Below are 16,934 nucleotides of genomic sequence, written 5' to 3' on the forward strand. Positions count from 1 at the left end.
AAAATTTAGAATATTTAAAGTTGACACCAAAATCTAATTATTTTATAGTTTTTCTGAACAATTAGCGAATATTTCTGTAAAAGGAGCTGACTTCTGTGCAGGACGTGTTTTCATTCATTGAGCAGAATAGGGAGATGTACATTCGCTGGCTTCAGCAGATTTGCCAACAACCGAGTGTCGCTGCGCAAAATCGTGGCATGAAAGAAACGGCAAACATGGTAGAGCAATTTATCACCCAGATCGGCGGGGAGTCAAAGCAACTAGAAACGTCCGGCTATCCAGTCGTGTACGGCGAGTTTCCTGGAGAGAGCGAGAAAACCTTGTCCTTTTACAACCACTATGATGTGCAGCCGGAAGATCCACTCGATTTGTGGGAGTCTCCTCCTTTTGGAGCAGAAATTCGCGATGGTCGCATATACGCTCGTGGAGTGGCTGACAACAAAGGAAATCTCATGGCGCGCCTAGCTGCTGTCCATGCCTATACACAAGTAAGGGGAAAGCTGCCTACGCGTGTGAAGTTCATCGTAGAAGGGGAAGAAGAGATCGGCAGCGTTCACCTGGAAGAGTTTGTGGAAAGATATCACGATATGATCCAGGCTGATGGATGTATCTGGGAGTTTGGTTATAAAAATGCGGATGGACGCCCGCAGGTAAGTCTAGGTGTTAAAGGCATGTGCTACGTGGAACTGGTTTGTCGAGGTGCAAACACTGACCTTCATTCCGCCAATGCGGCAATTATCGAAAACCCTGCCTGGAGATTGCTTTGGGCACTGAATACATTGAAGACACCGGATGAAAAGATTCAAATTAAAGGATTTTACGACAAGGTAGCGACATTAAGCGATGACGATGCCGCGATGCTCGAGCAAATGATCTATAACGAGGAAAGTACGCTAGAAAAGCTGGGGCTGAAATCCTTCCTGCTTGACCTGTCAGGAATTCCTTTGAAGGAAAAGCTGATTTTCCAGCCGACATGCACCGTTTGCGGACTGGTTTCCGGCTATACGGGCACTGGCTCCAAAACAGTGCTGCCAGCAGAAGCGAGGGTCAAACTGGATTTCCGACTGGTGCCTGACCAAGATCCGCATGAAATCTTCAGCTTGCTGAGAGCGCACTTGGACGAGCATGGGTTCTCCGATATCGAGATGGAAGGCTTCACTCTGGAGCATCCTGCCCGCACCCCGCTTAACAATCCATTGACCCGTGCGGTAGTGAATACCGTCAAAGACATCTACGGAATGGAGCCAACAATCATGCCGATGTCACCGGGTACAGGGCCCATGTACATACTGTGTCAAAATCTCGGAATTCCAGCGGTGTCAGTGGGAGTAGGCAATTTTGCTTCCAACAATCATGCGCCAAACGAAAATGTCATCATCGAAGACTATATTCAAGGCATCAAGCACATGGCTGCCATATTTGAGGAGTTCGCCAAGGAGGCTTAAAGAATATGGACACTATCCCCGTTTTGTACCGAAGCTCCGAGATTTTAGCGAAGGCAAGCTCGCTAAAGGAGGAAGTGATCACGTGGCGACGGGATTTTCACCAAAATCCCGAGCTTGGTTTCGAGGAAGTGCGCACATCGGAACGCGTGGCTAAACACCTCGAAGGCCTAGGGCTTGAAGTGCGGCGAGGCATTGGGCGGACGGGAGTCGTCGGTTTATTGCGCGGCAGTCAGCCTGGACCTACGATCGGGCTTCGCGCGGATATGGACGCATTGCCCATTCAGGATCAAAAGGAATCGGCCTACCGTTCCACCGTACCGGGCAAGATGCACGCATGTGGACACGATGCGCATACCAGCATCCTGATGGGGGCAGCCCAGTTTCTTTCGCAGCAGGCGAGACCTGAAAAAGGCAATATCGCGTTCGTTTTCCAGCCGGCGGAAGAAGGGCTTGGCGGGGCGAGTGAAATGATCAAGGATGGGCTGTTGTCCGCGTACAACATCCAGGCGATGGCGGGGCTTCACGTTTTCCCTGGATTGCCGACTGGTCAGATCTCAGCAGTTCGAGGAGTTAGCTGTGCGGCTGCCGACCGGATTCGCATCAATATTATCGGGCGAGGGGGCCATGCTGCACATCCACATCAAGCGGTCGATTCTGTTGCGGTGACGGCAGAGGTGCTTTCCGCCTTGCAGCACATCGCCAGCCGTCAGGTGAATCCGCTCGATCCCGTCGTCATTACTATCGGCCAAATTCAAGGGGGCAGCGCGAGCAACGTCATCGCTCCAGAAGTAGAGCTCTTGGGAACCGTGCGGACGCTGAATCCAGCCTTGCGAGAGCAAATGCCGGGCAAGATTGAAGCGGTAGTCAAAGGAGTGACGATGGCACTGGGAGCTTCCTACGAATTTGACTACCATTTTGGCTACCCATCCATCGTCAATGACGATCAAATGGTTGACCGGTTGCTCGTCACGTCTGATCAAGTGCTCGGTCACGGGAAATACCAGATGGTGACGCCTTCTATGGGCGGCGAGGATTTCTCGTACTATACAGAGCATGTGCCCGGTGTGTTTTTCCGCTTAGGTGTGGGCAATCCGGAGAAGCAAACGCAGTATCCTCTGCATCATCCGATGTTCGATATCGATGAGGATGCCCTGCCTGTCGGAATCGCTATGCTTTCCGCACTAGCCCTGAACTACCTGGGCCAATAAAAGAATGGTGGAGCTGTGAGTAAAAGAGAAAACAGAGCGAATAAAGAATAGGGGGCGTACACATGAAAAAACGTCTAGCTGGATTCGGGCTTGCCGCCATTTTGGCGCTGTCTACCGCAATCGTCGGCTGCAGCAGTCAATCATCGACCACAACGGCACCAAAACAGGAGCAAGCAGCCCAAGGAACCACTGCTCCTGCAGCGAACGATACAGGTGAAAAAGTCCTGACATTTGCCAGCGGCAGTGACATTGTCAGCTTCGATATTCACGACCACAACAACACTTCAACAGAAGCGGTTCATGTAAACATGTTCAACTATCTGGTTAAGAAGGATAAGAATCAAAAGGTTCAGCCTGATCTGGCGACTTCCTGGGAAATCGTCAACGACAAGACTTGGCGCTTCAAGCTGCGCGAAGGTGTAACCTTCCACAACGGAGATCCATTCACGGCAGAAGACGTGAAATTTACCCTGGAGCGGATCGCCAAGGATCAGAAGCTGTTGGAATACGGCAACTACAAGCAAATTAAAGAAGTGAAAATCATTGACCCGCATACGGTTGAAATTATCACCAACGAATCGGAGCCCGTGCTGTTAAACCGGCTCTCCCGCCTCGGCTCAAGTATGCTGCCGTCTAAATACATCAAGGAAAAGGGCTGGGATGAATTCCTCAAAAATCCGGTTGGCACAGGGCCATACAAATTCCAGGAATGGAAGCGTGACGATCGCTTGATCCTGGTGAAAAACGATCAGTATTTCGGCGACAAGCCTAAATGGGACAAGCTAGTTTTCAGAGCGATACCTGAGGATGCGACTCGTGTGGCGGAGCTGATGACTGGCGGGGTAGACATCGCGGTGAACATTCCACCGAGCGACATGGAGCGGATCGAGAGCAATGAGGGCACACATGCGGTCACGGGACCGACGCAGCGGGTCATGCAGCTATCCTTGCGTACAACACCGGGAACCGTGACAGAAAATCCAAAAGTGCGGGAAGCGATTGACCTCGCCATTGATGAAAAAGCAATTGTGGACAACATTCTGGCAGGTGGCGGAACTCCTACGCGTACGCGCGTGACCGCAGGAAACTTTGGGGCTGACCCAGAGCTGTATGGCAAATCACTCTATGACCCGGAACGTGCGAAGCAGCTCCTCGCTGAAGCAGGCTACCCGAATGGTGTGGACATTTCTTTCAGCGCAACAAGCGGCCGCTATCTGAAGGACAAGGAGACTGCCGAGCTGATTCAGGCGATGCTGGCAGAAGCGGGCATTCGCGCCAAGCTGGATCTGTTGGAATGGAGCAAATTCAACGACACGTACAAAGCGAAAAAATTTGGTGAAGTGTTTATGATTTCCTACGCGAACTCCATGTTTGATGCTTCCTTGGCGTTCGACCGTCTGACGACCGAGCGTGCGAAAGGCGAGTCTGACTACAGCAACCCAGAGGTTGATAAGCTGCTGAAGGAAGCCGAAAAGAACATGAATCTGGATGAGCGTGCAAAGCAGTATGTAAAGGTACAGGAAATTATTGCGGAAGAACGCCCTCAAATCTACATGTACCAAATGAATGCAAACTACGGGGTAAGCGACAAAGTGAATTTCGAGCCTCGTTTGGATGAAATGCTTTTTGCGGATGAGGTCACCAAGAAGTAAAAAGGAAACCAGGAAAGTACCCGGGAGGAGGTCTCTTCAAGCTGAGACCTCCTCCTGTATCCAAAAACTCTTGCGGAGGTGACACCATGAGGCAGTACTTGCTGAAATCCTTGCTCCAGATCATTCCCGTCCTGTTTTTGATCTCTATCATTGTGTTCGTGCTCGTGTACTGTACCGGCGACCCGGTTTCTCTGATGTTGTCTGATACGGCTACGGACGAGGACCGGAGGATCTTGATTGCTGCTCTTGGATTGGATCAGCCATTGTACATACAGTACTTCACGTTTATCGGACACCTGTTCCAGGGTGATTTTGGAAACTCATTCCGTTACGACATGCCTGCACTACCGATTGTAATGGAGAGACTTCCCGCTACGTTTGAACTGGCGATTGCCGCTATGCTTGTGGCAACTGTCATCTCCGTTCCTCTAGGCATTCTCTCTGCAACGAAGCGCAATTCATTCCTCGATGTCCTCTTTTCCGGAAGCTCCGTTTTAGGAAAGGCAATGCCGCATTTTTGGCTAGGGATCATGCTCATCCTGTTATTTGCGGTGGAGCTAAAGGCTTTGCCGGTATCTGGCCGAGGCACATTGGCGCATTTAATCCTGCCTGCCTTCACCTTGGGGACTGGCATTGCAGCAGAGATGACCCGCCTGATACGCTCCAGCATGCTGGAAATTCTGAACCAGGATTACATTCGCACGGCTCGCAGCAAAGGCTTGCTGGAATCGATTGTCGTGTACAAGCATGCCTTGCGAAACTCGATGATTCCCGTCGTGACGATCATGGCCTTGCAAACCTCTACACTGATCGGAGGTACGCTGATTACCGAGACCATCTTCTCTTGGCCGGGAATGGGTCAGTTGATCATTCAGGCGGTCAATACCCGGGATATGGCGATCGTGCAGGCAGCCGTGTTTGTCGTGGCAATCCTTGTCATCTTCAGCAACCTGCTGGCAGACATTCTCTATCGTGTCCTGGATCCGCGTATCAAGTACAACTAAACGGAGGTGAGCCGTGTGTCTGCATCCTTGGAAACACAAACGCCGCAACTACAGAGCATAGGCAAACCGGTACAGCATACCGGACAGTTTAAACGATTGACTCGCATGCTGTTTAAAAGCAAGACGGGTACAATCGGATTTCTTATCGTCATTGCCGTCGTGTTCATGTCCATCTTTGCGGGTGCGATCGCTCCGCATGACCCAGCGAAAACGCAGGCGGCCAAACGCCTGAAGCCGCCCATGTGGATGGAGGGTGGATCCTCGGTACATCCATTGGGAACGGACAACCTGGGTAGAGACGTCTTGAGCCGGATCATTTACGGTTCGCAGGTATCGCTCATGGTCGGAATCTGTGCTGTCATATTGGCAGGGACGATCGGCGTCATACTAGGGCTGGTCTCCGGTTATTACGGAGGGTGGATCGACAGTATTATTATGCGAACGGTCGATGCGTTTCTGGCAATTCCTAATATATTGTTCATGCTGGTTATTTTAGCTGTCTTGGGCCCAAGCTTGGTGACGCTGATCCTCGTGCTGGGATTTACCAACTGGGTAAAGTATGCGCGGATCATTCGCAGTGAGGTATTGGGGGTAAAAGAGCGAGACTACGTCAAAGCGGCTCGAACCGTCGGAGCCAGCAATCAACGAATTATCCTGACGCATATCCTGCCTAACGTTATCTCTTCTTTTATCGTGGTTTCTACATTGAGCGTAGCCACAACGATCATTGCAGAAGCGTCGCTGAGCTTCCTTGGATTGGGCATTCAGCCGCCGACGGTATCGTGGGGTGGTATGCTTAGCGACGGCAGACAGTACCTGGCTACCAGCTGGTGGGTCGCTACTTTTCCGGGAATTGCTATCACGATTACGGTGCTCGGCATCATGTTCCTCGGGGACTGGCTGCGCGATATTCTGGATCCACGGATGAAGGCGAGAAAGTAGGGGGTGGTCAAATGGAAACGAAATTGCTGGAAGTAAGGAACCTGCATACACACTTTAAAACGGAAGATGGAGTGGTTCCTTCCGTGAATGGAATCTCCTTTTCTGTTGCCAAAGGCGAAACGCTGGCTATCGTCGGAGAATCGGGCTGCGGCAAAAGCGTGACCTCCCTTTCGATCATGGGTCTGGTGGCTCCGCCAGGACAAGTGGTGGGCGGGGAAATCTTGCTGGAAGGTCAAAACTTGCTTGCGTTGAACAAAAAAGAGCTCCGCAAGCTTCGCGGCAACAAATTGTCGATGATCTTCCAGGAGCCAATGACCTCGCTCAATCCGGTCTTCACGGTAGGAAACCAGCTGGGTGAAGTGTTTCGTCTTCACCAAAACATGGACAAGCAGCAGGCGCGCGGGCGAAGTATAGAAATGCTGGAGACAGTCGGAATTCCGAGAGCGGATAAAGTGGTTGATTATTTCCCGCATCAGCTTTCCGGAGGGATGCGTCAGCGCGTGATGATTGCGATCGCTTTGGCTTGCAATCCAGCTCTATTAATTGCGGACGAGCCGACGACTGCCCTCGACGTAACCATTCAGGCGCAAATTTTGGAACTTTTGAAAAAATTGAATGATGAATATGATACGGGTGTGATCTTGATTACGCATGACCTCGGTGTCGTAGCCGAGATGGCGGATCGAGTCGTCGTCATGTACGCAGGCGAGGTGGTGGAGCAGGCAAACGTATTTGAGCTGTTCGCAAGCCCCAAGCACCCATACACAAAAGGTTTGCTTGGCTCCTTGCCCAAGCTCGACGAACAGCGGGAAGAGCTGGAATCCATTCCAGGAGCCGTTCCGAATCCGCTGGAAATGCCAGGGGGCTGCGCGTTTCACCCCCGCTGTCCACTGGCAACCGAGCAGTGCCAATCCAAGAAGCCGTCGCTTGTCGAGGTGGCTCCAGACCATCTGGCACGGTGCTTATATGCGTAAGGAGGGAATGCACCATGAATCAGACGCAAGATAAGTTGCTAGAGGTGAAAGGGCTGAAAAAACACTTTCCGTACAAGCAAGGCATGTTTTCCAAAAAGATGGGCCATGTGCGGGCTGTTGACGGCGTTGACTTTACAGTGTACCGAGGAGAAACTCTGGGGATTGTGGGGGAGTCAGGCTGCGGTAAATCAACGACAGGACAGATGATTCTTCAGCTGCTGGAGCCTACGGAAGGGGAAATCTGGTTCGAGGGCAAGCACCTGACAGGACTCGATAAAGGAGAAGAGAAGGCGATCCGGCGGAACATGCAGATGATCTTTCAGGACCCTTATTCTTCTTTAAACCCGCGGATGCGGGTAGAGGATATCGTGGCGGAACCACTTCGGGTACACGGTTTGGGGCGTGGAAGGGAAATCCGGGAGAAAGTCGTGGAGCTGCTGCGGCTGGTCGGACTGGATGCCCATCACTTGAGCCGTCATCCCCATGAATTCAGCGGCGGGCAACGACAGCGTATCGGCATCGCACGGGCGCTCGCTCTGCATCCAAGCCTGATCGTCTGCGACGAGGCCGTATCGGCCCTCGACGTATCCATTCAGTCACAAATCTTGAATCTGTTGAAAAAGCTGCAAAAAGAGCTCCAGCTAACCTACATTTTTATCTCGCATGGACTTCCTGCAGTCAAGCACATCAGTGATCGGATTGCCGTCATGTATCTGGGCAAAATCGTCGAACTGGCTGAACGGGACGAGTTGTTCGAAAGACCTATGCATCCCTATACGGAAGCACTGCTATCGGCTGTTCCGATTCCGGACCCGACACAGCGCAAAGAGCGGATCGTCTTGCAAGGAGATTTGCCGAATCCAGCCAATCCGCCGTCAGGCTGCCATTTTCACACGCGCTGTCCATATGTGCAGGACATGTGCCGTCAGTCGGCACCATCGCTGCAGCAGCAGGCAGATGGCCATTTTGTCTCTTGTCATTTTCCTCTGCAGGAACTGCGTAATCTCATATAAAAAAGGAACAGCAGCCCCCCTAAGGCTGCTGTTCTTGATACTTTAAAGCAAGGATTTGATTTCTCCGCTATTCGGATTCACCACAAACCAGCCATAAGTGCTCGTATAGCTGTCCCCAGATTGGAAGTTGTTCACGACCGTTTGATAAACTTGAATAACATAATGGCCTTTTTCGTCGTCGTGATCGTATTCGACTACATGGGTTGGCGTAAGGCTGTTGGCGAATTTCTTTTTAACCAGCTCGACTGCCTCCATTTTGGAGTACATTTTGGCTACGGGCAGCTTACCGATAAAGATGGATTTCGATTTTGCATCATAAATCACGGGCTTGTTCAGATTTTCCGCAACAAAGCGGATCGGAACGTATACTGAATTTTTGTACATAATGCCTTGCACGTCGCTCGATGGCGATTTGGGTACTCCTTCAAAATAGTAGGTGAACGGTGTTTTTGTTCCCTCGGTGGCATCTGGAAAAGCTGGTGCTGCGATGGCGATCCCGGAGAACAAAACCGAGCCCACGACTATGCCCCCGACAAACGATTTGATATCCCATTTCATGTTGTAAACCTCTTCCCTTTCTGTATCTAAATCTTCCCAAAAAATATTATGGCAAAAATCGACAAGATCAGCTATCAAGCAAGGGTACTAGGAAACAAAGACTAGAAAAATCGAAAAAATGGGCGAAAAGGGAGTAGTCCTAGGTAGAAAGCTCTGAATAGCCGTGAAAAGACGCCAGTGGAATTGTTCCGTATCTTTTCTCTCGTATTGGCTGCCGTTATGATAGAGTAGAAGAAAACTTTCGGACAGGTGAGAAATTCATGGCGATTTTGCAAAATGACTGGGGCACGGTACTGGCAGATGAGTTTGAAAAGCCCTATTATTTGAAGCTGAGACAGTTGCTCAAGGAAGAGTATCAAACGCAAAGGGTTTATCCCGATATGTACAGCATCTTTACAGCCCTTCATTTGACGGGCTACGAGAACACCAAGGTCGTTATCTTAGGACAAGACCCGTATCACGGACCGGGACAAGCCCATGGGCTGAGCTTTTCCGTCAAGCCGGGAATCAAGCCGCCGCCTTCCCTGCAAAACATTTACAAGGAGCTGCAGAGCGATCTGAACTGCACGATCCCGCAGCATGGCTACCTGACGCACTGGGCAAAGCAAGGTGTGATGATGCTCAATACGGTGCTTACTGTACGCAGTGGTACTCCCAATTCACACAAAGGCTTGGGGTGGGAGACGTTTACGGATCAGATCATTGCTCATCTGAACGAACGGGAAACTCCCATGGTGTTCATTCTGTGGGGCAAGCATGCCCAGGATAAAGCCGCGTTCATCGATTCCCACAAGCATTTCATCATTCAATCGCCGCATCCCAGCCCGTTTTCTGCCAATCGAGGCTTCTTTGGCAGCCGTCCTTTTTCGCGGGCAAACGCGTTTCTGCGATCCAAAGGCATTGCGGAAATTGATTGGCAGCTGCCGCTTGAACCGGAAGAGTAAACGATATTTGAAAAGAAAAAAAGGATCGCCGTCAATGGTTAGACAGGCGATCCTTTTTTTGCGTGTTTGCTAGGGGAGTTAGTCCTTGCTCTTGATAGTGAGCAGCAGGCCAGTTTTCACGGTAATCGTTCCCGAATCAGCGGTCAGCACATTGCTGATGCCAATGGTATCGCCAATGCGGAGAGTGGCATCCTGGAGCGGATATTGAAAGCCACACAGAGTAATCCCGGTCACCTCCGGGCTGAAAGGAAGCAGGGAGACATGCGCGAAATGGTCACGCTCGACAGTGAGTTCGCGATCGATCAGGTGAATCTCATTGGTCTCGTCCACGATTTTGCAATCGATCCGGGCAAGCAAGGCTTTCTGCAGCAAATGAACATTGGCCAGGGTATGGTCAAACCGGGAGCCCAAAGCCCCTAGTAGTACGATTTCGGCTGGCTGCTGCTCCAGTGCCCAGGTGAGCGCCATTTCAGTGTCAGTCAAGTCCTTCATGACAGGGTCGCAGGCGGAGACGTTCCCGCTATGCTGCTCGATTTTTGCTCGTTCCTCGACACTTACAGAGTCGAAGTCACCGATAGACAGGCGAGGAGACAAACCGTGCTGGATGAGGAATAAAGCCCCACGGTCAACCCCAACCAGCCAATCCTCCTGTCGAATATAGCGAGTCGCCCATTGTCCGAGGTTTCCCCCTGCGAACAACAAGATTCGATTTGGTTTCATGGAGTAGCCACCTCTATTTTACTGTGAGAATGTATTAGATTCGTCGTTCATCCTTGATCTGGCCTCGATAGAGAATTTTCTTATTGCCTCTGCAGCGTGGATGAAAAGCTGCTTTGGCATGCAAGGCGATACCCTTGGGCGAGCTTTCTGCCCAGCTTCTCCTGTTCGCGGGCGTTTGGTTTGGTTAAGGACGAGCTTCCTGTGGTCACTTGTACGCAGCATTTGCCGCAATGCCCTTGCAGACATTTGTACGAGAGTGCTTGCCCTTGTGAGAGGGCGGCAGACAGGAGCGATTGCCCAGGAGCCATCCGGACAGAAAACCTCTGCCCACGCTGCGTCACGTGCACGAAGGGATTCGTGCTTGACCTCGGAGCAGCTGATCGCCTTGCTTCCTGACGAGGGCGTGCAGGGGGCGGAGTATGTACCAGTTGAGGAGTCGGAGCGCTGGGAACAGTGCGCCCAGCGATCAACGAGCCTACCGTGAGTGGTTTGCGCATGGAAACCTCCGGGAAACAAACTTTTATTCATCTTATCATGCCAGCTGGTAGAGGGACAGATGGGGGTTTTGTCGAGTAAAAATGATTGAATTTTTAGTTTTTGTTGATTAAAATAATTTTACTAAAGGATTGGAAGGTGATTCCATGATCTCCATCAAGCGAATGAGTGACTGTACGTTTGCTGAAGTAACAAAAGCGTGGAACAGAGGCTTTGAAGGCTATTTTTTCCCGGTTGCCATGACCGAGGAGATGCTGGTGCAGCGCCTAGGGGCGGAGGGCTATGTGCTCAGTCTGTCGGTTGTTGCCTTTGAAGATCAAGAGCCGGTGGGCTTAGTGGCAAGTGGTCTGAGAACAATCAACGGCCGAAAAATCGCGTGGAATGGCGGTACCGGAGTCGCAACAGCCTACCGCCGCAAGGGACTGGGGCGCCAGCTGATGGAAGCTACCTTTAAGCTGTACGAAGAAGCAGGGGTACATGATGCCACACTGGAAGCCATCAGTCAAAACGAGAAAGCGATCGCTTTGTATGAACAGCTTGGATACGACGTGGTGGACAGATTGATTTTCTGGCAGCGGACGGATGCTCTTTCCGAAAATCCTTTCGGCATACAAGAAAACGCAGGCTATCGCGTTCGCCGCGTTCTTGCGCAGGAGGCAGCACAGTTGCCTTTCTATCACTCCGATGCTCCCTGGCAAAATCAATGGCAGAGCATGCGAGATGGAGAAGCGTTGATTGTCGAGGACGCAGAGGGTCAAGAGGTTGGCTACGCCATGTACAAGCGGGTAGCAAGCGATGCTGGGAAAGTCACTGCCATCGCCCTTCGCCATTGTGTCGCTCAGCCAGATCATGCGGATGCAGATACCATCTTGCGGGTAGCTTTGACAGAAATGTACGCTCCTTGTGAGCTGGAATGCCGCCGTTCAACCTTTAACCTGCCTGCTTCTCAGGAGCAGCTCTTGCACATCCTGCAGGAAGCTGGCTTCGGGCCATCGGGTACGGAACAGGTATACATGGTGAAAAAGATGAAAATGCCAGAGATTGTAGCAAAATTAGCTGAGTAGATAAGCCTTTGCTAGTTGCTAGTTCTGGCAATGCGAGCAATAAAAGACTTTGCGGGAGGAGAGCTTGTCGCCGACGATTGCATGTTTGCAGCGTGGGCAGGGTTCTCCTCCTCTGTCGTATACCCGGCAACGGTCGTCAAAGCCTCCGGTGAGTCCGTCCCCTCGGTAAAGCGGAGTATCCATGTATCCGCCAAATTGCAGGGCTTCTTTCAAAACAGCCTGCATGGAGCGAAAGAGCTGCGCGACCTCTTCCGAAGTGAGGTCGGGAATGCGACGGGTAGGCAAGATACCGGCATGAAAGCAGATCTCGTCCGAGTAGCAGTTGCCGATACCGGCGAGCCAATGCTGGTCGACAAGAGTCGTCTTGAGTATGCCTCGTTTTCCTGACAGCAGCGAAGAGAAATGAGAGAGTGTAAAGGTAGGGGCAAGTGGTTCGGGACCCAGCTCGGAAAGTCGTTCATCGATTTGAGCCGTGGTTAAAAGATGCAGGTACCCCAGCCGCAAGCCGTGAAAGTAAAGAATTCGGCTGCCAAAGGAAAGCGTCACCTGCGCAGTGCGTTCCAGTCTGTCCTCTGTCGTTCCGAGATAGAGAAAGCCGCCCAGCATCAAATGGAGCAGCAGGACATAATGGTTTTCCAGATGAAACAGGATATGCTTGCCGCGACGGTCGACGAGGGTTATTTTGTTCCCGACTACGATCTGGGCAAAGCGTTCAGGAGGGGTGTTGATGGTCTTTTCTCTTTCTACGTGGGTATCTGTAATCGTCAATCCATTGATTTGTTGGAGCAGTCTGCGATAGGTCTCCATCTCGGGTAATTCAGGCATAGCAGCCTCCTTTTGAAAAGTACGGTTCGATCTGAATAGGTTTTCCCGTCATTTCCCAGATCATGCCGCCGAGAGAGGGTCGAAAAAGTGGCAGTTTTCTTACATACGGACAAGATTACCAACCCTATACCCAAATCGGGTAATATAGTATAAGGGATAAGCCCATTAGCGAAGGCATGAACAGGAGAAAAGTGGAATGCAAAAAGTGGAATTGATCGCTACGGCGACATTTGGATTGGAATCTGTGGTAGCAGAAGAGGTAAAAGCACTTGGCTACACGGATGTGCAGGTGGAAAATGGCAAGGTAACCTTCACCGCAGAAATTTCTGCGATAGCTCGTACAAATTTATGGTTACGAACTGCCGACCGGGTGCGTCTAAAGATAGGGGAGTTCCAAGCGACGACGTTTGATGAACTGTTTGAGAAAACCAAGGCGTTGCCATGGGCGGATTGGATCACGGAAGATGGTACGTTTCCCGTGGAGGGGAAGTCGGTAAAGTCTACGTTGTTCAGTGTGCCTGACTGTCAGGCGATCGTGAAGAAGGCAGTCGTGGAAAGTCTGAAAAAGACGTACAAGCGCGATTGGTTCGAGGAAAATGGACCGCTGTACAAGATTGAGGTCGCTCTGCTCAAGGATGTGGCCACGCTGACCATCGATACCTCGGGACCCGGATTACATAAGCGCGGCTACCGCGAGCTGATTGGTACGGCACCACTCAAGGAGACGATGGCTGCGGCGTTGATCATGCTGTCCCGCTGGAAGCCGGATCGGGTGTTCATGGACCCGTTTTGCGGTTCGGGCACCATTCCGATTGAAGCTGCTTTGATCGGACAAAACATCGCGCCAGGTATGAACCGGGAATTTGTTTCCGAGAGCTGGCCTGCCATCCCGAAATCAGCATGGAGAGAGGCACGGGCGGAGACCCATGACTTGGCTCGCTACGATCAGAAGCTGGAGATTATCGGTACGGACGTAGATGAGGAGATTTTGAAGATCGCGCGTACAAACGCTTTGGAAGCTGGCGTAGACGATCTGATTCACTTCCAGCGCATGGACGTACGCGATATCCGAACCAAGAAAAAGTATGGCTATCTGATCTGCAACCCGCCTTACGGGGAACGTCTGGGCGAATGGAAGCAAGTGAGCCGCATGTACGGGGAAATGGGCAAAACCTTTGCAGCGCTGGATACCTGGTCTTTTTACGTCATCACGTCAGACGAATTGTTTGAAGAGCATTTTGGACGCAAGGCGAGCAAGAAGCGGAAGCTCTACAACGGAAACATGAAGGTAGATTACTATCAGTTTTTTGGACCAAAACCGCCTCGTCCGTCAATGGTTCCCCCTGCCGAATAGGAAAAAAGAGAAGGGGTAATTGGAGGAGAGAAAATGAGCAAGAAACGAATGGGGAGTCGAATTGCTGCCGCTTGTCTGGCGCTTTCGCTTGCGGTTACTGCGGCGCAGGTGGCGGGAGCTGTGCCTGATACGACCAGTACGGCTGTAGAATCTGGGCAGGATCAAGCTGTCGCATTCACCGATTTGGGCAACAGCTATGCCAAGGACGCGATCAACCGGTTAGCATCGCTTCAATTGATCGGTGGTCAAGGAGATGGGCTCTTTCATCCCCAGAACAAGATTACCCGTCAAGATATCGCTGTTTTGTTGAGTAAAGTAGTGGGATTGCAGCCAGAGTCAACGGATGATGCGATCTTTGAAGACGTACCAGCGGACAGTCCCTATGCGCCGTATATCTACGGCCTGTCCGACTTGGGGGTCATGAACGGGAGAAATAACAACACGGTGGGAGCCGCTGACCCACTGACCAGACAAGAGCTGGCCGTATTGCTCTCCCGGCTGATGGAGGCAAGTCAGGTTGCGAAAGCAGTGAGTACCACTGAGGTCTCGTACAGTGACGAACAGGATATGGCGGACTATGCAAAAGAGGCCATCGCCGAAGTGACGAACCAGCGCTGGATGCAAGGCGCAGGTGGCAACTTCAACCCACTGGGAAATGTGACGCGTGCCGAAGCAGCCGTGATTGCGGAGCGCGTGTTGAATGCGCGTTTTCAGCAGGCCGAGCAAGCGGATTTTACTTTGAATACCGCAAGTCTGAGCTTGATGGCGGGTACGAGTGAGCGCGTAAAGGTAGCGAGTGCCAACGGAGAAAAGCTTCCGTTTACGCCGATCTACGCATTTGATCGACCAGAGCTGGGGAGCATTCTGCCAGATGGAACCTTCGTTGCCGGGCCGACACCGGGCAAAGGGAATGTGAGCGTCACCATGGGCTACAAGACGAAAACCATTCCTGTCGAGATTACCAATGCGCCACAGCCTGAACAACAGGATGAACAGAAGGACGATTCGACTCGCGAAGCAGCAGCGACTGTGGATGAGTCGCAGCCTGCAGAGAACGAAGAGGCGGGAGAGGCAGCTGAACAGGACGATTTGGTCAACGTGGCTCCCGGCAGCTTTACTTCTGTAAAGACGTTTGGACCTCCCGATTCCTATTTTCAAACCGTGGAGAAGCAGTATCCCGGTCCGGTAGGTGGACTGGTAACACCGTCTGAAGAGTGGACCGGGTTCAATCGGCAGTTCGGTCGGAAGGTGACGGTAGCCCTTTCGCAGGATAAGCCTTTGGAAAGAGTTGCTCTGACATTCAGGCAACAAAAGTCTTCGGGCATCACCATGCCGGAATCGATGGACGTCGAAGTATCACGAGATGGAAAAGCCTGGTCGTATGCAGGAAAAGTCGTTCATGATGTCCCTGCGTCCGAAGACAAGCAGGTCGTACGCACGTTGAGTGTGACGCTCCCGGATATTGAGGCGCGCTACGTTCGCGTGTCCTTCCCGGTAAAAGTGTTTGCCTTTGCGAGACAGCTCGAAGTATGGGCAAACGAGAGCAGATCATGGGGAGGTGGGGCTGTGCTGCTGCCACCGCCAAGTCCGACGCAGATGATGGAGGATATAAAAGCCGGAAACCGCGTTGAGAATATGCTTTTGGCGTATTCCGGAGCTTATGGTGATCGAGGAAACTGGACGAAAGACGACTTCCTGCCAATGGTCGGCTATCGCACCAGTGACGGTTATATGCGTGACCAAATGTTCGATACGGTTCTCTTTTTGCCTTATCAGGACATGGCTGCCACCAAGGTAGGCTGGCAAGGGTACCTAAATGACCTGTTTGGGACGAACCGCCAGCTGGATGCCTTGAATAGCGCGATGCGGGAGTACAACCGCCTGAGGGGCACCCTGTATACCACACCAACCCAGGAAAATGTCGTCTTGGCCTTGCCGTACCCGGCGATGAGCCAGACCAACTTTGGCAAGCTTGCCGACAATAAGCCGTCGCTGTCCTTTAATCCGGCAGGCATCGGTGAGGAGCAAGCTTACGAGAATCGCAAGCAGGCATTGGAATGGTATTTCCAAGAGCTGTTAAAGCGATGGAACAAGGCGGAATACCCTTATCTGAAGCTGGAAGGGATCTACTGGTTCCATGAGCTGATCGAGGATGGCGCTCCCAAGGAACGTGATTTGATCCGCAGCATGGCGAGCATGGTCCATGATGAGGCGCTGCGCTTCTACTGGATCCCGTATTACGGCGCACCAGGTGTGCAGGAGTGGAAGTCGCTGTACTTCGATTACGCCTTCCTGCAGCCAAACTATTACAGCGACAAGCCCGTTCAGCTGGATCGCATCGAGGGCGTGCTGGATACTGTCAGCAAGTACGGGATGGGCGTAGAGATCGAGGGAGACGAGCGGATGTACCGCGATCCGAAGTTCTACCAGACCTATTACAACCAGCTCGTGGCTGCTCACAAGCTAGGCATGGACAAAAACAACGTCCACGCCTACTACTACGGCTCCAAGACGTTGATTCAGTCTGCAACCAGCACCGACCCGGTCGTACGCAGCATTTACGATGACACGTACAAATGGATGCGCGGCAAGTTTGACCGGGAAGAGTATTACGAAGGAAGCGAAATGCCATAAAGCTTTTTCGCATATAGATACAGTAAAGAGCCTGTTCTCCTGAATGAACTGCACCCCGTCAAGTAGACAGTACAAATAAGTAAAAGTTTTAAGCGGCCTTAG

At 51.7% G+C, this 16,934-nt stretch carries 15 protein-coding genes; 11 read left to right on the forward strand and 4 right to left on the reverse strand.

The annotated features are described in order from the left end of the window. Positions 1-95: 95 nt before the first annotated feature. The 7 genes from EDM55_RS18870 to EDM55_RS18900 all read left to right on the forward strand — a co-directional run bounded on the left by EDM55_RS18870 (position 96) and on the right by EDM55_RS18900 (position 8,238). Entirely contained in the window at positions 96-1,445 is a 1,350-nt protein-coding gene (locus EDM55_RS18870; protein ID WP_092268354.1) for a M20 family metallopeptidase, read from the forward strand. Between the two features lie 5 nt (positions 1,446-1,450). Further along, a complete protein-coding gene (locus EDM55_RS18875) occupies positions 1,451-2,653 on the forward strand; it encodes a M20 metallopeptidase family protein (protein WP_122961060.1) in 1,203 nt (400 codons plus the stop codon). A gap of 62 nt (positions 2,654-2,715) precedes the next feature. Then, positions 2,716-4,305, forward strand: coding sequence for an ABC transporter substrate-binding protein (locus EDM55_RS18880; RefSeq protein ID WP_122961061.1), 1,590 nt, complete (start codon positions 2,716-2,718; stop codon positions 4,303-4,305). A gap of 86 nt (positions 4,306-4,391) precedes the next feature. After that, a complete protein-coding gene (locus tag EDM55_RS18885) occupies positions 4,392-5,309 on the forward strand; it encodes an ABC transporter permease (RefSeq protein WP_092268351.1) in 918 nt (305 codons plus the stop codon). Positions 5,310-5,324: 15 nt separating this feature from the next. Continuing rightward, on the forward strand, positions 5,325-6,251 hold the full coding sequence (locus EDM55_RS18890; RefSeq protein WP_092268350.1) for an ABC transporter permease: 927 nt from the start codon (positions 5,325-5,327) through the stop codon (positions 6,249-6,251). A gap of 11 nt (positions 6,252-6,262) precedes the next feature. Then, positions 6,263-7,225 carry an ABC transporter ATP-binding protein gene (locus EDM55_RS18895; RefSeq protein WP_122961062.1) on the forward strand — a complete coding sequence of 321 codons (963 nt, stop codon included), beginning with the start codon at positions 6,263-6,265 and terminating at the stop codon, positions 7,223-7,225. Between the two features lie 14 nt (positions 7,226-7,239). Beyond that, on the forward strand, positions 7,240-8,238 hold the full coding sequence (locus tag EDM55_RS18900) for an ABC transporter ATP-binding protein (protein WP_092268348.1): 999 nt from the start codon (positions 7,240-7,242) through the stop codon (positions 8,236-8,238). Positions 8,239-8,280: 42 nt separating this feature from the next. Here EDM55_RS18900 and EDM55_RS18905 read toward each other — a convergent pair whose 3' ends face one another. Further along, positions 8,281-8,796 (reverse strand): stalk domain-containing protein, encoded by a 516-nt coding sequence (locus EDM55_RS18905; protein WP_092268347.1) that lies wholly within the window; start codon positions 8,794-8,796, stop codon positions 8,281-8,283. 260 nt (positions 8,797-9,056) lie between these two features. Here EDM55_RS18905 and EDM55_RS18910 point away from each other — a divergent pair, with 260 nt between their 5' ends. Next, positions 9,057-9,740: a uracil-DNA glycosylase gene (locus EDM55_RS18910; protein ID WP_122961063.1), complete on the forward strand. Its 684-nt coding sequence runs from the start codon at positions 9,057-9,059 to the stop codon at positions 9,738-9,740. 78 nt (positions 9,741-9,818) lie between these two features. On the opposite strand, the gene EDM55_RS18915 is transcribed toward EDM55_RS18910, so the two are convergent. Further along, the gene (locus EDM55_RS18915; protein ID WP_092268345.1) at positions 9,819-10,460 is read right to left on the reverse strand and encodes a thiamine diphosphokinase; all 642 of its coding nucleotides are present in this window, start codon (positions 10,458-10,460) and stop codon (positions 9,819-9,821) included. 80 nt (positions 10,461-10,540) lie between these two features. Continuing rightward, positions 10,541-10,957, reverse strand: coding sequence for a 2Fe-2S iron-sulfur cluster binding domain-containing protein (locus tag EDM55_RS18920; RefSeq protein WP_122961064.1), 417 nt, complete (start codon positions 10,955-10,957; stop codon positions 10,541-10,543). A gap of 144 nt (positions 10,958-11,101) precedes the next feature. On the opposite strand from EDM55_RS18920, the gene EDM55_RS18925 reads away from it, so the two are divergent. After that, entirely contained in the window at positions 11,102-12,019 is a 918-nt protein-coding gene (locus EDM55_RS18925; protein ID WP_122961065.1) for a GNAT family N-acetyltransferase, read from the forward strand. 18 nt (positions 12,020-12,037) lie between these two features. Here EDM55_RS18925 and EDM55_RS18930 read toward each other — a convergent pair whose 3' ends face one another. Beyond that, entirely contained in the window at positions 12,038-12,844 is an 807-nt protein-coding gene (locus EDM55_RS18930; protein WP_122961066.1) for an Fpg/Nei family DNA glycosylase, read from the reverse strand. A 196-nt stretch (positions 12,845-13,040) separates the two neighbouring features. Between EDM55_RS18930 and EDM55_RS18935 the strand changes: the two genes are divergently transcribed. Next, positions 13,041-14,198 carry a THUMP domain-containing class I SAM-dependent RNA methyltransferase gene (locus EDM55_RS18935; RefSeq protein WP_122961067.1) on the forward strand — a complete coding sequence of 386 codons (1,158 nt, stop codon included), beginning with the start codon at positions 13,041-13,043 and terminating at the stop codon, positions 14,196-14,198. Positions 14,199-14,231: 33 nt separating this feature from the next. After that, positions 14,232-16,832, forward strand: coding sequence for a DUF4855 domain-containing protein (locus tag EDM55_RS18940; RefSeq protein ID WP_122961068.1), 2,601 nt, complete (start codon positions 14,232-14,234; stop codon positions 16,830-16,832). The last annotated feature ends 102 nt before the right edge of the window (positions 16,833-16,934 follow it).

The sequence above is a fragment of the Brevibacillus centrosporus genome, from assembly GCF_003710815.1.
Lineage (GTDB): Bacteria > Bacillota > Bacilli > Brevibacillales > Brevibacillaceae > Brevibacillus > Brevibacillus centrosporus.

What these genes read in the sequence shown, in the direction of transcription:
- EDM55_RS18875 (WP_122961060.1), top strand. Translation starts at nt 1,451, where the DNA reads ATGGACACTATCCCCGTTTTGTACCGAAGCTCCGAGATTTTAGCGAAG.
- EDM55_RS18880 (WP_122961061.1), top strand. Translation starts at nt 2,716, where the DNA reads ATGAAAAAACGTCTAGCTGGATTCGGGCTTGCCGCCATTTTGGCGCTG.
- EDM55_RS18885 (WP_092268351.1), top strand. Translation starts at nt 4,392, where the DNA reads ATGAGGCAGTACTTGCTGAAATCCTTGCTCCAGATCATTCCCGTCCTG.
- EDM55_RS18895 (WP_122961062.1), top strand. Translation starts at nt 6,263, where the DNA reads ATGGAAACGAAATTGCTGGAAGTAAGGAACCTGCATACACACTTTAAA.
- EDM55_RS18900 (WP_092268348.1), top strand. Translation starts at nt 7,240, where the DNA reads ATGAATCAGACGCAAGATAAGTTGCTAGAGGTGAAAGGGCTGAAAAAA.
- EDM55_RS18905 (WP_092268347.1), bottom strand. Translation starts at nt 8,796, where the DNA reads ATGAAATGGGATATCAAATCGTTTGTCGGGGGCATAGTCGTGGGCTCG.
- EDM55_RS18910 (WP_122961063.1), top strand. Translation starts at nt 9,057, where the DNA reads ATGGCGATTTTGCAAAATGACTGGGGCACGGTACTGGCAGATGAGTTT.
- EDM55_RS18915 (WP_092268345.1), bottom strand. Translation starts at nt 10,460, where the DNA reads ATGAAACCAAATCGAATCTTGTTGTTCGCAGGGGGAAACCTCGGACAA.
- EDM55_RS18920 (WP_122961064.1), bottom strand. Translation starts at nt 10,957, where the DNA reads ATGCGCAAACCACTCACGGTAGGCTCGTTGATCGCTGGGCGCACTGTT.
- EDM55_RS18925 (WP_122961065.1), top strand. Translation starts at nt 11,102, where the DNA reads ATGATCTCCATCAAGCGAATGAGTGACTGTACGTTTGCTGAAGTAACA.
- EDM55_RS18930 (WP_122961066.1), bottom strand. Translation starts at nt 12,844, where the DNA reads ATGCCTGAATTACCCGAGATGGAGACCTATCGCAGACTGCTCCAACAA.
- EDM55_RS18935 (WP_122961067.1), top strand. Translation starts at nt 13,041, where the DNA reads ATGCAAAAAGTGGAATTGATCGCTACGGCGACATTTGGATTGGAATCT.
- EDM55_RS18940 (WP_122961068.1), top strand. Translation starts at nt 14,232, where the DNA reads ATGAGCAAGAAACGAATGGGGAGTCGAATTGCTGCCGCTTGTCTGGCG.